The 19,030-nt window shown below is 36.7% G+C and carries 11 protein-coding genes; 6 read left to right on the top strand and 5 right to left on the bottom strand.

Translation table 11 applies throughout. From position 1 onward, the window contains the following. Positions 1-842: 842 nt before the first annotated feature. The gene (locus PTUN_RS20380; protein WP_009836820.1) at positions 843-1,526 is read right to left on the bottom strand and encodes a TorF family putative porin; all 684 of its coding nucleotides are present in this window, start codon (positions 1,524-1,526) and stop codon (positions 843-845) included. 298 nt (positions 1,527-1,824) lie between these two features. Between PTUN_RS20380 and PTUN_RS20375 the strand changes: the two genes are divergently transcribed. From PTUN_RS20375 to PTUN_RS20350, 5 genes are all read left to right on the top strand, one after another. Next, positions 1,825-3,711 (top strand): putative bifunctional diguanylate cyclase/phosphodiesterase, encoded by a 1,887-nt coding sequence (locus PTUN_RS20375; RefSeq protein ID WP_009836821.1) that lies wholly within the window; start codon positions 1,825-1,827, stop codon positions 3,709-3,711. 117 nt (positions 3,712-3,828) lie between these two features. After that, entirely contained in the window at positions 3,829-4,113 is a 285-nt protein-coding gene (locus PTUN_RS20370) for an ABC transporter substrate-binding protein (protein ID WP_040643448.1), read from the top strand. Then, on the top strand, positions 4,114-4,782 hold the full coding sequence (locus PTUN_RS20365; protein WP_083781228.1) for an ABC transporter substrate-binding protein: 669 nt from the start codon (positions 4,114-4,116) through the stop codon (positions 4,780-4,782). A gap of 235 nt (positions 4,783-5,017) precedes the next feature. Beyond that, the gene (locus PTUN_RS20355; RefSeq protein WP_009836825.1) at positions 5,018-7,177 is read left to right on the top strand and encodes a putative bifunctional diguanylate cyclase/phosphodiesterase; all 2,160 of its coding nucleotides are present in this window, start codon (positions 5,018-5,020) and stop codon (positions 7,175-7,177) included. A gap of 107 nt (positions 7,178-7,284) precedes the next feature. Further along, positions 7,285-8,004, top strand: coding sequence for a tetratricopeptide repeat protein (locus tag PTUN_RS20350; protein WP_119081733.1), 720 nt, complete (start codon positions 7,285-7,287; stop codon positions 8,002-8,004). Positions 8,005-8,087: 83 nt separating this feature from the next. Here PTUN_RS20350 and PTUN_RS20345 read toward each other — a convergent pair whose 3' ends face one another. The 4 genes from PTUN_RS20345 to PTUN_RS20330 all read right to left on the bottom strand — a co-directional run bounded on the left by PTUN_RS20345 (position 8,088) and on the right by PTUN_RS20330 (position 14,999). Beyond that, on the bottom strand, positions 8,088-9,500 hold the full coding sequence (locus PTUN_RS20345) for a coniferyl aldehyde dehydrogenase (RefSeq protein ID WP_009836827.1): 1,413 nt from the start codon (positions 9,498-9,500) through the stop codon (positions 8,088-8,090). A 101-nt stretch (positions 9,501-9,601) separates the two neighbouring features. After that, entirely contained in the window at positions 9,602-10,300 is a 699-nt protein-coding gene (locus tag PTUN_RS20340) for a substrate-binding periplasmic protein (protein ID WP_083781229.1), read from the bottom strand. Next, positions 10,293-13,019, bottom strand: coding sequence for an EAL domain-containing protein (locus PTUN_RS20335; protein ID WP_009836829.1), 2,727 nt, complete (start codon positions 13,017-13,019; stop codon positions 10,293-10,295). The genes PTUN_RS20340 and PTUN_RS20335 overlap by 8 nt, the downstream gene beginning before the upstream one ends. Before the next feature lie 369 nt (positions 13,020-13,388). Beyond that, positions 13,389-14,999, bottom strand: coding sequence for a phosphoethanolamine transferase (locus PTUN_RS20330; RefSeq protein WP_232284979.1), 1,611 nt, complete (start codon positions 14,997-14,999; stop codon positions 13,389-13,391). Positions 15,000-15,364: 365 nt separating this feature from the next. On the opposite strand from PTUN_RS20330, the gene PTUN_RS20325 reads away from it, so the two are divergent. Further along, positions 15,365-19,027, top strand: a complete 3,663-nt coding sequence (locus PTUN_RS20325; RefSeq protein ID WP_009836831.1) for a pilus assembly protein — start codon at positions 15,365-15,367, stop codon at positions 19,025-19,027. Positions 19,028-19,030 lie beyond the last annotated feature (3 nt).

Here is a 19,030-nt window from a genome sequence, read left to right as displayed (position 1 = left end):
TCCCCGATGATACAATTGTTGTGTTTATGTAAACACAGAAAAACATGAATAAAAATGAATAACAAGCCAATGAAATTGGGACAAGAATCAGCATTCATTATAATTGAAATTATATTCATCTTTACAGCGAAATTATGGGGTACATAATGAATAGGTTTGCAATAAACAATTTATAACTCGTTATGAAATACAATTGAGCAGATTTAACATATGTAAACAATTCGTATTCGCGAGATTATACTAAGGTTTTATTTCGAGCTGATTTAAAGGAGAAATAATGCAAAAAATAACTAAGATTCTTCTGCTCATTTTGCTAGGCATACAATTACTCTAATTGCTCTTCCTCGGCGCCTCTTTATTCTCAGTATTAGATCGTCGATTTATTAGTAAGGGTTCAAATATTCTTTTCATTAAGCGCTTTAATATTCATTTCGAACATCGCGCGTCACTAAAACATAACAAATACAAAACCAACTGATCGAAAATCATCAAGGCTAGTTTAACCAACCGCAATAATTAATATGGAAAAGTGCAGACCTTAAAACCAAGATTTAGTCCATAAATTACCATAGATTTAATGGCTTATAGTTTTAAATTGTTTTGGATAGTTTATATGTTAACCTGCCTAATAAAACTTTGTTTGGTTGAGTCTCAACGTGAGGGTGCTCATTGGCCATTATTTTTAGGTGAAGGTTTTCATTGACTAGCTTTTGCAGCCAAATAATTGCCCAGCAGCAATCATTTTGCGCTCGTCTATACAATATCCATCAAAGAATAATTGGTTTTACACGAGAAAAACCAGAAATGGACAGCGCTTGCTCCCCATCTCTGGCAAGTTAAGGTTAAAAAGCAAAAGTGCGTGCGACCATTAATTGAACACTAGTATCGTCGTAGGCATCTAGATTGGTTTGATGTATCCCTAAGGTAAAATCAAATCCTGAATAAGCGTAATTGGCTGAAACTTGGTAATGGAGGTAATTATCTTTTCCTGCTTGCCACTCGTATTTTTTATCATCAAGGCTTTTTGAGTAATCGATACCCGCTTGTATATTTAATTCATCACTAATAGGAAAGTTATAATTAAACATCGCAATAAAATGCCCAGCATCAGAGCCAACAAAATCTGGACTATACCAAAAATTAACTTCTGCATTGCCTAACGCAAATTTTGAATAAAGTTCGGTATAATTAATATCAGAACTGTCATCACCACCATGATAAGTGTAATGAGCAAAACCTAAATCAACAGACATTTCGCTATTAAGTTCAAATGCATAACCACCATAAAAATCAACTTCTATGTCAGTATCATCACCAAAATCAACATTTGAAGCCCAAGTTCCTAAATACCAGCCCTCATCATTGGCCCAATCTAAGGAGACTTGTAATGCAGGATCTTTATCTGTCTGCGTAATACCATTAAATAAGTAATTATTTGTAAGAGCAACGGTGCTCGATACATCTGCAAAACTAAACTGAGAAAAGCTGAGCAAACCGATTGTAGCTATTTTTGTTACATGATTCATGTGATACGCCCCGAGAATTTGATTTCTCGCCCAGTATAGTTGTAAATTAGAACAAACACATATTTACAAATAAATTAACAATCAATTATATAGAGATAAAAAAAAGCGACTTAATTATAAAACAGCTAGATGGTTTGACTTATTATGTGCTTTTATAATAAACCCTAGATAATCGTCTAAAATATTGTTTAGTAAATTAAATGTATAAAAAGGGCTATGGGACGTGAAGACAAAATACAACATCTTAAAATCATGTCTTGTCCTACTCTGTAGCCTCATTATTGCCTATATCGTTTTTATGCTCTCTTTTGCACAAGGCATTGGTGTATTACATAAAGATATGTTTCCAGCCTATATTCAAACCCTAAATGAAAATGAAACACAACTCCAAAAGCACCCTCTACTCTCGGCATTTTTTTGGAATTCAGATATCGTTTCCCACGCAGATGAATTGTATTTGGTGATAAATAAAACTAACGATGTGCTTAAAGTGATCGAATTTAAAACGATGTTTAGCAAGGTCATGTTTTTTACTAATATTCCTTTACTATTGATTATTTTGAGCGCGTTTTGTCTACCTTTATATCTCTCGCTAAGACGAAAGGTAAAACAAGTAAAAACCATCACTCACCTCAATCAGCAAACTGAGGTTTTATTAGCTGTATTTAAAATTTCAACTTCGTCACACCATCAAAATAGCAGTAGTTTAAACCAACTAAGCCATTCCTTAACTTTGCTTAACGAACGAGTATTAAATTATCAACAAGAAACTCAAACTCATATTTGCCAAGATAAACTTACCGGCTTAGCTGACCGTCATGCATATCTTGCTCATCTTCAAGAGCAACTCAATGATGCAGAAAAAAATCAAGCCAAAAAAGCACTGTTGTTTATAGACCTTGATGGCTTTAAACAAGTAAATGATTCTTTTGGCCATAGTTTTGGTGATGAAGTACTTATTCAAGTATCAGAACGCCTAAGATCGGTGATCCGAAATCATAATTTAAGCCACCAGCATCCAACCACCATGATAGAACTCAATTTAGCTCGTTTGGGTGGTGATGAATTTTCAATTTTTATTGAAAGTGACACCCTTGCTGAACACGCTGTTGAAGTTGCACAAAGTGTCTTATTCGAAGTCGAACGTGACTTTGTATTAGGCAATAAAATTATTAAAATTGGTGCCAGTATTGGCATCGCCATTTTTCCCGACAGTGCCTCATCAGCCTATGCTTTATTGCAAATGGCTGATGTCGCTATGTACCGAGCCAAAACCGATGGCCGGGGCATATTTAGAGTGTACTCCCCAGAAATGGGCAGTAATATGCGCAGATACCATTACCTACTAGAAGAATTACGTTTGGCGCTAGCAAGCCAAAATTTCACTCTATCTTTTCAACCTATTGTTCATGTTGAAGATTGCAGTATTGACTATTTTGAAGCCTTAGTGCGTTGGTCACATCCAATTGAAGGAAATATCAGTCCCGCCGAATTTATCCCTATTGCAGAAGAGTCTAACTTAATTTTAGAGCTAGGCGATTGGATATTGCATGAAGCTTGTCGACAAATGTCAGCATGGTATAACGCAGGAATGCGTAAAGTAAGGATCTCTGTCAACGTATCTGCTGTACAGTTAAAACATCGCCCTATTTTTAACTGGGTGATGGCAACTATTGATAAAGTAGGTTTACCTGCCCATGCTCTGATGCTTGAAATTACCGAATCTTGTTTTATTGAAGCATCAGATGTGGTGATCCAAGAGCTCGAAAAACTACGTCAAGCCGGTGTACTCATCGCAATTGATGATTTTGGCACCGGGTTTAGCTCTTTAAGTACTTTAGCTGAATTGCCCATTGATATTATCAAAATTGATAAGCTTTTTATTGACCAAGCCAACGACAATCCTAAGTACAATAAAATTCTAAATTCTATTAGTGAGCTTGGTAAAGAGCTTGATTTAAAAGTAGTTGCGGAAGGAATTGAGCATGCCAACCAATTTGAATTAGTTAAAAAGTTAGGCATTCAATGTGTGCAAGGCTATTTAGTCAGTCGCCCTGAAACCTCTCGAAATGTCGGCAATAAAGTATTGTCCGGTAATCTTAACCATATTGCAGCAACAGGTACTGGTGTATGGCTGCCCGAAACACATAAACCTTTTGATTTACCTTCTAAACGGCCCCTTTAAAAACCAAATAAAACATCTCCATTAACTTATTAAAAGTGTTTTTTTCATTGTGTTATTGTTTTTCCTATCACAATGAACAGTCTGGACTATGCTTTATTAGAAAAGCGAGGATACACTTTGCGGCACAGCATTTTAATCTTATTAATAATTATTTTAGCCTCCTGTGAACAACCTAACTTAACTAAAATCACTATTGGCACCAACTTATGGCCAGGCTATGAACCCTTATATGTTGCTAACGAGAAAGGTGCTTTTAAAGACTTAAATGTCAGCTTTATTGAATATCGCTCAACAAGTCAGGTTCTTAATGGCATAAGACAAGGCACACTTGACTTAGCAGCTGTAACTCTCGATGAAGCTGTGAGACTTAAAAGCCAACACGTTGATATTGAAATAATATGAATTTTCGATTTCTCTAATGGGGCCGATGCGTTAGTTTCTGCATCAAATATTACAGATATCAGTCAACTAAAAGGCAAACGAATTGGAGTGGAACAAGGCGCGTTAGGCGCTTACTTTTATGGACGCTTTTTAGAGGAAAATCAATTCAAACAAGAAGATTTTATCACTCTATCACTTGAGGTAAATAATCACTCACAATATTTACTCAACGGCATGGTTGAAGCAGTCATTACATTTGAACCAGAAAAATCAATGATTTTAAATACCGGAGGCCATGTTTTGTTTGATAGTAAACAACTCCCATTTGAAATTATTGCTGTTCTTATTATCAACAAGAAAAGCAATTTATATCAAGATAAACAACGTATTGCGGCTTTTTTAAGACGTTATAATGAAGAATTTAATCTTATTCAACTCAACCTAGCCGGATACCTTCCTTTATTAAATGCGCGCTTAAAACTCTCAGAAGTAGATTTGCGAACAAGTTTCGACGAACTAATCCTGCCTTCGGTTAAACAACAGCTCGCTTTTTTTAATAATAAAACTCAACTAGATGAATCGATTAAGAAATACGAAAGTATATTATTAAAACTCGGTGTCATTTCATCGCCATGTGAGTGTGATGATTTATTTAATAACCTGTATTTGAATGCCATAAATGAAAATTAAAATAAGCGTAATTCCAATCGCAGTCGTATTTATAACGTCTATGTTTGCATTGTTGCTATTTATTATCGTACACAATACGGTTACAAAACCTTTGATTATTGATAACGCTAAACGCTTCTACCAACATATACTTACAGAGCAACGAAATCTGTTACTGTCAGCGATACAACATCAGGATTGGGCATTAATTAGAAACTGGGTCACCATCGAATCTGAATAAGAGCATACTGAGAATGTGCTTTTTGTTTCATCTGACTACAAAATAATTGCCTCAACTAAGTTAAGATATGAAGGTAAAACCTTAGGTGAGTACAACTTAGAATTACTTGATCGCCTTCAATTACAGACCCAAAAACCTTATACAATTGAGTTTTATCAACAAAAAAATGATGCGCTACTGGATATCTTTGTTCCGATTGATGAGTTTGAATTGCACAGCCAAAATCAATATTGGTTGATTTTAACTATCAATATCAAAGATGAACTTTTTTTAGCCTCAAACATATTTTGGCGAAATATTTTACTTTACCTATTAAGCATGACCTTCACTGCATTATGCTTGTTTTATTTAATCAAAATTAAATTAACTCATCGCTTAAGTTATTTAGAACAAGCCTTACAATGCTATCTTGATGGTGACCATAAAATGCGTTTACCTGAGTATCAGCATCATGAATTTAACCGTTTAGAAACCTTAATCAACGATACCTTCAATTTAATCGAAAATGAGATAGAGCATACACAAACTGAGCAAAAATACTCTCACCTGATTATAGAAAGCTCCAATGACGGTATTATCAGTATCAATCAACAAGGTCAGATAATTAATACAAATCAACGGGCTGCAACCATCTTTGGTTATAAAAAAATTGAAGAGCTCGTTGGTAGTAATATCATGATCCTTATCCCAGCGCATTTTCAAAAAATGCATAATGAAAGTCTTTATCATGCAAATAATAAAAAAGCACACCAAGGTATATTAAATAAAATTAGAGAAGTCGAGGGACGTAAAAAAGATGGCTCATGCGTCCCTATTGAACTGACAATTACCGAATCGAGTAACAACGATGAAAAGTTTTATGTCGCATTTATTAAAGATGTTACCGAAGCAGTTGCTTATAAAAATTCGATAGAAAAACTGGCATTTATCGACCAACTCACAGGCTTATTGAACGTTAATGGTTTGAAACGAAAAATAGCTTCGGTTTCATTACCTTGTACTATGAATCTCATTGATTTTGATAGTCTCAAACTATTAAACGATAGTTTTGGCGTGCAGTTTGGCGATAAAATTATTCAATCATTTGCCAAAAACCTTGCAACTTTAAGCTGCGAAAATTTATTAATCATTAGAATAAAAGCAGGCCGTTTCATTTTGCTCACCCAATCAGATAAACTCAGCACCCAAATAGAGCTCAATTCATTACTCAATAAAGAAGTGCTGATTGATAAAATAGCGGTGCGAATTTCATTTTGCTGTTGTCAGTCAGAACTTAATCATAGTGATGAAATTAACGAAAAAATTCAGCAAAGTGAAGTTGCACTACGAGATGCAAAACAACATGGCAGAGGCAGTTTTATCGATGTTAATTTAGCATGGGTTGAGATGGTAAAACAGCGTGCTCAGCTTTGCCAACAACTTGAACATGCAATTGAACAACATGAGTTATTTTTTTATTTTCAGCCAAAATATAATGCCTTAACCCATCAACCCGCATCTGCCGAAGCGTTGATCCGCTGGAAACTAAATAATGAGTTTATCCCCCCAAGCACTTTTATTCCTTTAGCCGAACAAAGCCATTTAATGCCTGAAATTGACCGGTTTGTAATAGAAAAATCCTGCGAAACGATACGTTTTTGGCTCAATCAAGGTCTAACTGTATTACCTATTTCAATTAATTTATCTTCACGTTATTTATTTGATGATAAGACAATCTCATACATTTTTGAAAAAGTCGGCGAATATGACGTACCAGCTCATTTATTAGAAATTGAAGTAACAGAATATGGCTTAATTGAAGATTTTGAAAGCACAGCACTTAATATGCGTAAACTGCAAAAAGCAGGAATTAAAGTTGCCATTGATGATTATGGTACTGGGCATTCAAATTTACAGACCATCTTAATATTACCCATTGAGCATCTTAAAATAGATCAAAGTTTTATTCGCTTGGGAATGACAGACAAAAAAGGTCAGTTAGTGTTAGAAAACATTCTACAATTAGCAAAATCGTTAGAAGTTGAAATAACAGCTGAAGGGGTAGAAACAGCCGAGCAACTGGCTTTTTTAGCCAAGGCAGGCTGCCATTATATTCAAGGTTATTATTTTTCAAAGCCCCTTAGTCAACTTGATTTTGAACAATTACTAGCGCAACTGCCTCAAGTTGGCGTTTAAAAAATTCAATAAATTACATTTACTGACAAATAAACCGATTCATCACTGGCTATGCACTATTGAGCAAGCTAAAATTAATTCATACCCTACTAATGGTTGATATAAATATGAGAATCAAATATTTAAGTACTTTTTTTATAAGCGCAATGTTGTTCAGTACCACTACTTTTGCAGACTTACAAAAAGGTATTGATGCGGCCAATATTGGTGATTTTGAAACAGCAAAAGCTGAATTTGAATATCTAGCACAAAATAATTACGCGCCAGGCATTTATTACTTGGCAGATCTTTACGCCAATGGCCATGGTGTCGCTCGCGATTATAATCAAGCAGTGCTTTTATACGAACAAGCCGTGAAACTTGGTTATGAAGATGCCATGTTTGCACTCGCTGTATTGTACCAAGATGGAAAAGGTGTCAAAGTTGATAGTTCAAAAGCTGCTGAATTATTCACGCAAGCGGCAAAAAAAGGTGTTGTAGCGGCCCAGTTTAATTTAGGTGTGCTTTATACCAATGGTATTGGTGTTGCAAAAGATTATGAATTAGCCATTGATTGGTACACCAAAGCGGCGGCGCAAAACTATACTCTGGCACAATTTAATCTGGCTCTGATGCACTTTGAAGGTTTAGGGACCCCAAAGAGTATTTCCAAATCATACATTTGGAATACAATCGCAGAGTTTAATGGTAACAAAGACGCAAGCCAAAGTCGTAAACTTGACGAACGTAAACTATCGCCAAGTGAAATTAAACTAGCTAAAGAAAAAGCAGAAGAAATTTACCAACAAATTGTGGCCGGTAAATACGTTGATGGCCGCAGGATCTAATTGATTAAGTGACAAAAACGCTTGCCCATTTTTGTCACTTGCCACTCACGACTAATAGGGTGTTTACTCACAGATAAACACCTTTACTTTACAAATAACTGTTTAATCACTTTCATCATCATGTTTTTGGCGTTCATAATTAACCAGGTTCTTGGATTAAAAGCATAACTTTTAAAAATTGTGCGACTTTTACTAAACGTTAGAAAACCCTCTTTACCATGGTACTGACCCATTCCAGATGCACCAACACCACCAAACGGAGCATCATCAACCGCTACATGCATTACAGTGTCATTAATAATCACGGCTCCACTTCGCGTTTGGGTGCGGATTTGATGCTGGAGTTGCTTATCAAACGACATAATATAAAGTGCAAGTGGATGTGGTTTACTGTTGATATAGCTGATTGCTTCTTCAATTGTGTTATAAAATACAATTGGCAGTAAAGGACCAAAAATTTCATCATTCAACAATGCGCTATTCGTGTCAATATTATAAATAATATGTGGTGCTAAGCGGTGTAACTCATCATCAAATGCAGGCTCCGCAATGGAGCTAATAATGGCTTCTGTCTGTTCGGCTTGACTTAATAAGTTCTTAAGCCTTTGATATTGAGCATGATTAATAATAGAACTGTAATCAGAGTCTGCTAAACCTTGTTTATACATGCGCTTAAACGCTGCACGAAACTGTGCAATAAACGCTAACTCTTTACCTTTAGGAAGTAATACATAATCTGGTGCCACACAAATTTGCCCTGCATTTAAACACTTACCAAAAATAAGGCGCTCCACAGCGACCTTAATTGGCATATCAGGCGTAATAACTACCGGTGATTTACCGCCAAGTTCAAGCGTCACTGGCGTTAAGTTTTTCGCCGCAGCTGCCATGACCATACGCCCAACAGCTGTTGAACCGGTAAAAAATAAATGATCAAAAGGCAGGCTTGAAAATTGTTCACTGATTTCACGTTCGCCTTCAACAACTTCAATTAAATCAGCTATAAATGGTGAGCAAATTTTTCGGATCACTTGATTCGTATGCGGGGTAAATTCACTCAGCTTCAACATCACTCTATTTCCGGCCGCAATAGCTGTAATCAAAGGCGCAAACGCTAAATTAATCGGGAAATTCCAAGGAACGATAATCCCTACAACCCCCAGAGGAAAAGCTTCGACTACCACTTTTGAGGGCAATAATAACAACCCCGTATGCCTACGCTCGGGTTTCATCCATTTTGATAGGTGTTTAAGGGTATAATTGAGATGTTGTATGGAAGGTAAAAGATCAGCCATAAAAGAGTCAAAATCACTGCGCTGACCATAATCAGTACTTAATGCTTGGAGTAACTCATTTTGATGTGCTAAAAGTGCAGCTTTGAGTTGTTTAAGTTGCTCAACCCGCGCTGCAGTTGATGAAGGTGCCATCGTGATAGTTGCATTCTTTAACTGCTCAAATTGCACCATCAAATCATCAGATATTTTATTATTATTCATCGACTTCATCATCTGTTAGTTTCTAATAAATTAACTTGAACGGCATGATAACTCAACCGACTTTTGTTTCTTTAGAGTAATTAAACTAAAAGTGAAATTATTTACTTCAAAAACAAATCATCTAATTTACCTTGTTGTTTTAACCGTAAGATAGCTTCATTCACTTGGTTACAGACAGCGCCTAATTGCGAGTCTTGTTGAAACATAAAAAAGACATCAAGTTCATTAATTGGCTGTGCCAGATTATAATGTACCTCATTATCTAGCTGTAACATTTTGATTGCGTTGATACTTGAGCTTAAATCGCCAACAAATGCATCAATTCTTCGCGCTTGTAACTTTTTTAAATTCACTTCGTCGTTACTTACCCATTCAATCGTTAAATCTGGATTATGAGTAATATTTTTACCGTAAGAAAAACCACGAACCGCGCCAACTCGCTTACCTTTTAATTGTTTAATATCCGTGATCATGGGTTCAGATAAACGATTAAATACTACAATTTTTTTCTCCATAAATGCAGCCGTGCGACAAGATGGAAAACTACGTTGCGCTTCGAGTTCAGGAAAATAAGCCGATAACTGCCCTTGCTGAAACATCAACTGCACACGTTTAGTTGGATAAAGCTTAACCTCAAACTCAAGATGTGTGATCTGTTCAATGTCTTTGAGTAACTCAATTAAGCGCCCAGTTGAAGTACTCTCAATTAAACCTGGAATCAAATAACTGCCAATGACTATCGGTTTACTAACAGCCGAACAGGTCACGCATAACAATAAAAACAAACAGATTCTAGTCACTTACACTCCTAGTAATTTCCTCTAATAACGTCGCTACACGTTTAGGTTTAGAAAAGTAATAACCTTGATAATAGGTAGCGCCCAATTCTGAGATAAAATCAAGTTGGGCTTGTGTTTCTATGCCTTCAATTACGGTTTCCAAATCAAGGCCTTCGGCGAGCTTTAAAATGGTGTCAATTAAGCGTCTAGCCGATGGATCTGTTTCAATATTTGCGATAAAACTGCGGTCTATTTTCAACATATCGACCGGGAATTTAGATAAATAACTCAAAGAGCTGTAACCAGTACCAAAATCATCGATAGCAATTTTGACTCCCATGTCTCGTAATAAAAATATTTCGTGATTGTTGGTAAGTTGCTCAATCATTAACACACTTTCAGTTAACTCTAAAATAACCCAACTGGGAGGGACATTGCTTTGTTTTATTAACTCAGACAAAGGCATAACTTGAGTTGAACTAAATTCTTTAATCGAGCGATTAATGGCTACTTGAGCCACTTGATGCGTTGCGGTATTAATTTTTTCTATTGCAATTAAGGCCTTTTGCGCTACCAAAAAACCAATTTGATCAATTAAGCCAAAATATTCCGCAGCCGCAATAAATTCTATGGGGGCCACCTGTCCCAAGGTTTTAGAATTCCAACGAGCGAGTGACTCATATTTGGTCACTTTATTGCTTGCAACACAGACAATTGGCTGCAACTGCACATAGAATTCATCTTGCTCTAAGCCGTATAACATCGCTTCTTTAACCAATTGACGACGTTTTGCCGCTTGTTGCATAGTATCGGTATAAAAGTGGGATTTTTGCCGACCTAATTCTTTGGCTTGATACATAGCTTGCTCAGATTTTAACAGCAAAGTACCGGCTTCTATGCCATCAAATGGATATAACGCAATACCTAAACTACTTGAGGTATGCAAACGCTCATTACCAATCATAAAAGGTACTTTGAGTACCGCTTGAAGTTTATCTGCAACTAATTCTGCGCTGTATTCTGGGGTAATTGCATTAGCAATAATGACAAACTCATCGCCCCCTACTCGTGCCAAAATATCACTAGAACGAATGACACTTTTAAAACGATCTGCAACTTGCTTTATTAACTCATCGCCTACCAAATGACCTTTACTATCATTGATCAATTTGAACATATCTAAATCGATATATAAAACGGCCATTTCTTGATTGGCACGTTTGGCTAATTTGACTGAATTAGTCAAGCGTTCAAACACTAAAGTACGGTTAGGTAAACCGGTTAAATGATCAAAGTTAGCCTGGAAACGCATTAATTCTTGAGTGCGCTTTTTTTCGCTGATATCTGAAAAAATAGAGTAATAATAAAGAACTTTATTATTCTCATCACAAATGGTGGCTATTTTTAACCATTCAGGAAACACTTCGCCATTTTTACGCCGATTCCACATTTCACCGTGCCAGTGTCCTTGTTCTTGAATGGACGCCCACATTTTTTCATAAAACTCAGCATTTTGGCGACCAGAGTTTAAAATACTGGGAGTACTTCCGTGTAAGTCAGACAATTCGTATCCCGTAATATCAGTAAAAGCGCGGTTTATTTTAACAATTTTTTGCTGACCATCAGTGATCAGTACCGCTTCATTCATATTCTCAAAGACCCGTAAAACCAGCTCAAGCTGCTGATTATTACGTTTACGTAGCGTAATATCCTGAATTGTCCCAATAAAGAAATACCCATCTTCGTGATGGCTTACTTGTGCGACATGATGCAGCCAAATTTCTTCGCCAGTTGCTAACCTCACTCGGTGCTCAAGATTAAACGATTGATGTTGCTGAAAAAGCGTGTCAAATGCCACAGATATTTGCTCAGCATCTTCATCAATAATGAGATCCATAAAGGCTTGATGACTAGCAGTTGCTTTGGCAGACATTGAGAGAATTTTATGCCACTCTTTTGACCAAAATACCGTGTTATCAGTAGGATCTAATCGCCACCAACCTAGCTGAGCCAATTGCTCTGCGTTTTTAAGCTGTGCAATGTTGTTGTATAACTTAGTTTGCTGCTGCTCAATGGTTAATAAATCGCGCCTAAAACGTTGCTGCATGGTATTGAGTGTTTGAACTAATCGGTCAATCTCATCGTTGCAACTTCGATTTCTATCTAAGCTCAAGGTGTCGTTTGGAGCGCTAAAATTTTGACGTTCGGCAAAGTCAGTGATTTTAACTACATGACGTGTTATCAGCTGATTAACTAACCAGTAAATCACTAAGCCAATTAATACTGTTTGAGCGAGTTGCATCAATAAAATCAAAATAGCTTTGCTCACTAAATCACTATAAATACTCCCCATATTTGCGATAACCGTTAACGTCGCGACTTGCTCGTCATCGTGAAATAATTCAAATTGCTTTTTTTCTTGATAGGTAAGACTCAATTCTCCCGCGTACCAGGTAGTCCCTAAGTTTGATTGCAAACGTGCATACTGAATATCAGGTAAATGAATGATCCCATTCAATTGATGATTGATAAGTTGGTCATCAAAATCCCACACACTGTTACCAAGTGCAGGCAAATAGCTTTTTTGAACAATATCAAACCGTGCATTAAGTTGCTTAATGTTTTGTTTATAGTCATGGCATATCAACAAAAAAGAGCTTATTAAAGCAAATACGCCACTGAATAATAATATTGCATACAGTAGCTTTCGACCGAGCGGACTACTTGGAAAAATATTCAAAATGACTCCAAAATCATGTAATAGGATTAACTAGCAGGAACATCAGTGAGAAAACTAAATTTGTGAATGTTTATATCTAGCGGGCTTGCCTTGGCCAAACCATCTATAAACATGGAGACAAGCTTTTGTAATCTAGCTTATTTAAACTACCAAAATATTGATCTTAATCAGGCAATTAGCAATTAATTTATCTATTTGGATAAATAGTTAGTGACTTACAGATTGTTATCGAAAGTTAGCTAGCTAACTTTTATGGGCGTAATGTGAACTGAGCATTGCGAGTTTTAAAAAGTGATAGGTTGTGGCGTTTTAAATACAAAAAAGGAGCTATTACAAATAGCCCCTAATTAAAAATCCGAGTACTAAATATTAACTTGGCTTGATACATATATTAAACATATCTAGCTGTTGGTTATAAGCCTTTGTATTAACACCCATAATGCCCAGCATACTATGAAAAAGATTATCATGACTAAATTCAACGGTATCAGCCAAATTATTTTGACAAACTGGGTCAATATCACTTTGCTTAAACCAAGTAAGCAATGGGACATGTGTTTGCTGAGAAGGCGCTAAACTATAAGGGAATCCATGTAAATATGCTCCCATTTCACCTAATGACTCACCATGATCTGATACATAAAGCAGGCCTGTTGATATCTCTTCGGGTAACTTATTCAGTTCAGCAATACTTTGAGCTAAAACAAAGTCGGTATAAGCGATAGTATTATCATAAGTATTAATTAATTGCTCTTTAGTACAGTTTTGAATATCACTGCGAGGGCAATCAGGGGTAAATAACTGATGTGCCTTTGGATAACGGCGATAATAAGTCGGCCCATGAGAGCCCATCATATGCATAACAATCAGCACGTTATCACTTTTAACTTTATTTATTTTATTTCGCAGCTCGCCAATTAATGCTTCATCAAAGCAATACTCTCCATCACACATATCATTATGTTGAGTATGATCAATTTTTTCATGCTGAACGCGCTCGCATACACCTTTACAGCCCGAGTTATTGTCAATCCAAATCACTTCTACCCCAGCTTGTTGAATAATATCAAGAACGTTTTGCTCATTTTCCGCCGTTTTATTATCAAAATCTTCACGATTTAAGACCGAAAACATACATGGAACAGAGACCGCAGTTGCAGTACCACAAGACGAAACATGCTGATAGGCCGTCATATTGAGTGGCTCTGTATAGCGATTTGTCGAACGTTCATAGCCATTACTCGAAAAGCTTTCGGCTCGCGCTGTTTCACCCACAACAAGCACAAACACTTGCTTTTTCGTTTTATCGATAAGTGTTGGTTTAGCATCGAGCACCTCAAATGCAGGTGGAGTCTGTAAATAAGTCCTTGCGACGTATTTAATACTGCTATCTAAAAACTGACTAGGAACAAGGAATTTTTTTAATTCTTTGTTATTACGACCAACAGAAGCAAAATTTGAATAAAAAGAAACTGCAATCACAACAATGCCAATAAAAGCGATTAACAATAACATCGCCCTATTTTTAAGCTCCACAACAAAACCTTTGTGTTGCAGCTGGACACGATAAACTAAAAACGCGGGTAATAAGCCTGACAGTAAAAAACTTAAAACCGCGCTTTGATTTAAATACGTATGCGCTTCACTGGTATCAGTTTCAAATATGTTTTGCATCATGCCGTAATCAAAGACCACACCATAATTTTGACCTGCGTAGAAAACCATTGAAGATAATAGTATCAGCACTATTGATAAGGGTTTAAAGAACCATTTATTTGAAATTAATGTAAAAAAGATCAACAGTAGTAAAAAAACAAACACTGGAATTGTAATCAAAAAAAGAACGTTGTAGTCAGGTAATGCAGTCACCGCACCCATAATACGTTTCAAAAAAGGAAAATTAAAAACAAACGTAAAATACACGCTAATAAGGATGATTAGCGATTTAAAAGTAGATTGAAATCGAGGGAATACAAGCATTAACATAACTCTAGTCTATTTTTATGATTTTATTTTAACTAGCGAGTCTTAAGACAAACTTAAGTTACTGATCTTGTTTTAATCAAATGCAGTGCTTTCTAAAGTATTAAAAGTATTTTTAATACTTAGAGTTAAAATCTAATCAGCAAAATAAACGCTATCAAACATGCCCAAGCTAAATATTTTTAGTGTTAGATGCCACCTACCCGCCAGTGACACAGCTGATTTCGATCTAAAATAATCCTTTTTAATCAAGATAATAGCTAACTTTCAATCGAGCCACCTAATTATTGCTTAAATCACAATATTTCCTACACTTAAGAAGGTCGTGTGGATTGTATATAGAGTCATTTGCAGGGGTATCTATGAAACGGATTAAATATTTTATATTCGCAACCACGGTATTGGTTTCATTTTTTACCGCAAGCGAAGATATTGAACTTTACGTAGGTGACAAAAAGGTTCAATTTGATACAAAACCGCAAGTACTGATAATTTTTGATAACTCAGCGAGTATGAATCAAAAAATAACCACGGTTGAAGGGTACAAATCAGATATTATCTATCCGGTGGTTTCTTCTTTTGATAACTCTCTTAACGAAGACTTTGTATATTTTACAATTGGAAGTGGGGTTGATGATGAACTTCCTCGTACTGACAAAAATAGTGATACAAAACGCTTCAACTCTCCTGTCAATGGTTGTGATGCAGCCAGAAAGTCACTTGAAACTTACGGTTTTTATACTGGTTTTATTAGAGAGCATCAATTTAAAGGCAGCACAGGTTCATGGGTTGAATTACAAGAAAACTCAGGGGCAAGTACCATAGCAGCCCTTGACTGCTTAGATGACGTGATTGCAAAAGATGGTAAAAATAGCCAAATGTCTCTCAAAATAGGCGGTAAAACCTATACTTCTCCCGACTCAATTTTGCAAGGCGTACCAAAAAATGGGGCGACTAAAAGCAAGAATGATTTTTACTCAGGATCTGCAACCCTAACCGAGGCGCAACTCGATTCAGCAGCCAATGTGTTTAGTGGTGGTCAGGTTGTGACACTTTATCATCCAAATTACCTGCGTTGGTATCATGCTGAAAATAAAAAAACAGTAGAATTGGCTCGTCTTGAGGTAGCACAAGAAGCAATTACCACCGTTTTAAATGCAACCCCTATTGTCGATTTTGGCTTAATGATCTTCAATTTAGATTTTCCTTATGAAGGCGATCGGGATGGCGGTAGGATCATTGCGAATTTTGGCCAAGTCAATACCGATATAATCTCAAAAGTTGCATCCATTGAAGCAGAAACTAATACCCCATTGTGTGAAACCTTAACTGAGGCTTTTAGATTTTTTTCAGGCCGTTCTGTTAAATATGCCTTTGAAGATACCAATTGTTATCAAAGGGAGTGTGGTAGCTTTTCTTATACTGGCAATACCCCCCCTTATGATGCGTCAACCATGTCCGGCTCAAGCTATGTTTCCCCATTTAAGGAAGGATGCGGCAGTAATGCATACATTATTTTAATCACTGATGGGGTACCTACGGTTGATAGTGACGCAAATAGTTACATAGCCACGTTAATCGCTACAAAAACAGATCCTAATAATCAGACTACCAGTTCATCTCCCTTTTATTTTAAAGTTGGCAATAAAACTAACAGTAGTTATTTACCTAACTTAGCTCACTGGATGAATAATAATGATGTAAATACCAATGTCAGCGGCAATCAAAATGTCAGCTTGTACACGATTGGATTTGGTGAAGGAGCAGAAGATGCCGAAGAACTCTTACTTGAGGCTGCAACTAAAGGAGGAGGTAAATATTTTGGCGCCAGCTCTTCGATTGAATTATCACAGGCTTTTAGTAAAGCATTGAGTAAAATACTTGAAGTTAATACCACATTTACCTCCCCTTCTGTTGCAAGCAATAATTTTGACCGTACCCGTAGTCTGGATTCTGTCTACTATGCGATGTTTTTACCTCAAGAGGGAGCTCGTTGGTTAGGCAATCTAAAAAAATTAAAAGTATCCGGTACATCTGTGGTCGATCAAGATGGAAAAAATGCCATCAATAACGATGGCAACATCAAAGAAAATGTCCGCAGCTTTTGGTTACCGAGTGACCAAGCTGATGATGGCAATCTAGTAACAGCCGGTGGCACTAACTTAATTTTGACACAGACCTTTAATAGAAAAGTGTATACCGATGTCGGTGCTGGTTCACCCATGCCTTTGTTTAACAAAGCAAATGCTGTCAGCTATGCAGGCAGTGAAGCCGCTTTAGCTACCTACATGAAAACCACAGAAGGCCAATTAGATAATCTATTTAAATGGGCGATTGGTTATGATGTAGATGATGATAATGGCAATCAAAACACCAATGAAAAACGTAATGATATTATGGCAGATCCTCTGCACTCAAAACCTTTAGCCATTAATTATGGTGATGGTACGGTACGCATTTTAGTGGGTACCAATGGTGGCTTTGTCCATATGTTCCAAGATAGTGGAAATACTGTGACCGAAGATTGGGCGTTCATACCCTACGAGCTTTACAGCCAACTAAGTACATTACGTGACAATACCGCAGCAACAAAAATTTATGGCATGGATGGCTCCCCCGTCATTTATTTTGATGACAAAAACGATAATGGTATTGTTGAAAGTGGTGATAAAGTTTGGGCGTTTATTGGAATGAGACGCGGAGGTTCAAGCTATTACGCGATTGATATATCGAACCCAGATTCCCCAAGCTTACTTTGGACCAGCCCTTTAACGCCCTCAGATACAGGCTTAAGTGAATTAGGTCAAACATGGTCGCGTCCGAAAGTGAGTTTTATCGATGTCAAAGGCTACAGTAGTTCGCCACTACTCATTTTTGGTGCTGGTTACGATACTAATAAGGACAATGATTCAATAACCAGTGATAGCAGCGGCCGGGGGATTTTTGTTGTTGATGCGCAAACGAAAACACTCGTTTGGAGCACGACCCCAACTGCAACAGGTGGCACCAATACCTATTTCCCAGGATCACATAGTATCCCAAGTGATGTGGCAATTTTGGATTCGGATTATGACGGCTATATCGATAGAATGTACTCTGTTGATTCTGGCGGTGACGTATGGCGTATCGATTTACCAAGCGATGATCCTCAAGATACCGAAGAACCTTGGACTGTGATTAAACTTGCCACATTAAGCAGTAGTACAGCCCCAAATGATCGCCGTTTTTTCTATCAGCCAGAAGTCGCAAGAACATTTTTTAGCAAAGTAACTAAAAATACTGTGACAGAAAATGGTGATACAACCATATCATTTACACGTAAATCTCAGCCTTATGAGGCAATACTTATTGGTAGCGGAAACCGCTCTCACCCTACATACAATACCACTAATGACGCTTTATTTATGATTAGAGATGAAAATACCATCACTAAGTCATTTATAAAAAGTGAGGATATTCCGAAGGTTGTTACCATAGATAAATTAATGGATATTACTAATGATCCCTTTGCATCAGCCCTTTCCAACCCTGATGGGTTTAGAACATTAGAAACTGAATTATCCTCTTTTAACGGATGGAAATACCTCTTAGGGACTGGTGAAAAATCATTATCAAAATCAACTGTTGTCGGAGGTATTGCTTATTACACTAGCTTTTTACCATCTGAAAAAAATGATTTAGCTCAATGTATTTTAGATGGTGGTGGTGGCTCCTTATATGCATTCCATCTTCATTATGGGACCAAGGTATATCAGAATTTAACTATCGATGTAGGAAATCGAGTGCCCGATACCCCTCAATTATTTTTTGGTGAGAATAAGGATGGCGAAAGTCAATTCTTGCTCATAGGTGTCGGTGCAGGTGAAGATGCAAGTGGCGTAGTACAAGCTAAATCAATCTTATCAAATTTAGTGCCTACTGATATTGATGGCGATGGTAAAATTGACTTAATAAAACCTGGAGCCGGTTTTTTTGGTCTTAAAACTCACCGTACTTATATCTATCGCCAAGAAAATACACAGTAGGAG

The sequence above is a fragment of the Pseudoalteromonas tunicata genome, assembly GCF_002310815.1.
In the GTDB taxonomy this organism is placed as follows: Bacteria; Pseudomonadota; Gammaproteobacteria; order Enterobacterales; family Alteromonadaceae; genus Pseudoalteromonas; species Pseudoalteromonas tunicata.
The sequence above is the reverse complement of the archived record's forward strand: the minus strand, read 5'-3'. Positions and strand labels throughout refer to the sequence as shown.

Excerpts from the sequence above, each read along its gene's own strand:
- PTUN_RS20380 (WP_009836820.1), bottom strand. The coding sequence starts at position 1,526 with ATGAATCATGTAACAAAAATAGCTACAATCGGTTTGCTCAGCTTTTCT.
- PTUN_RS20345 (WP_009836827.1), bottom strand. The coding sequence starts at position 9,500 with ATGAATAATAATAAAATATCTGATGATTTGATGGTGCAATTTGAGCAG.
- PTUN_RS20325 (WP_009836831.1), top strand. The coding sequence starts at position 15,365 with ATGAAACGGATTAAATATTTTATATTCGCAACCACGGTATTGGTTTCA.
- PTUN_RS20350 (WP_119081733.1), top strand. The coding sequence starts at position 7,285 with ATGAGAATCAAATATTTAAGTACTTTTTTTATAAGCGCAATGTTGTTC.
- PTUN_RS20375 (WP_009836821.1), top strand. The coding sequence starts at position 1,825 with ATGCTCTCTTTTGCACAAGGCATTGGTGTATTACATAAAGATATGTTT.
- PTUN_RS20330 (WP_232284979.1), bottom strand. The coding sequence starts at position 14,999 with ATGCTTGTATTCCCTCGATTTCAATCTACTTTTAAATCGCTAATCATC.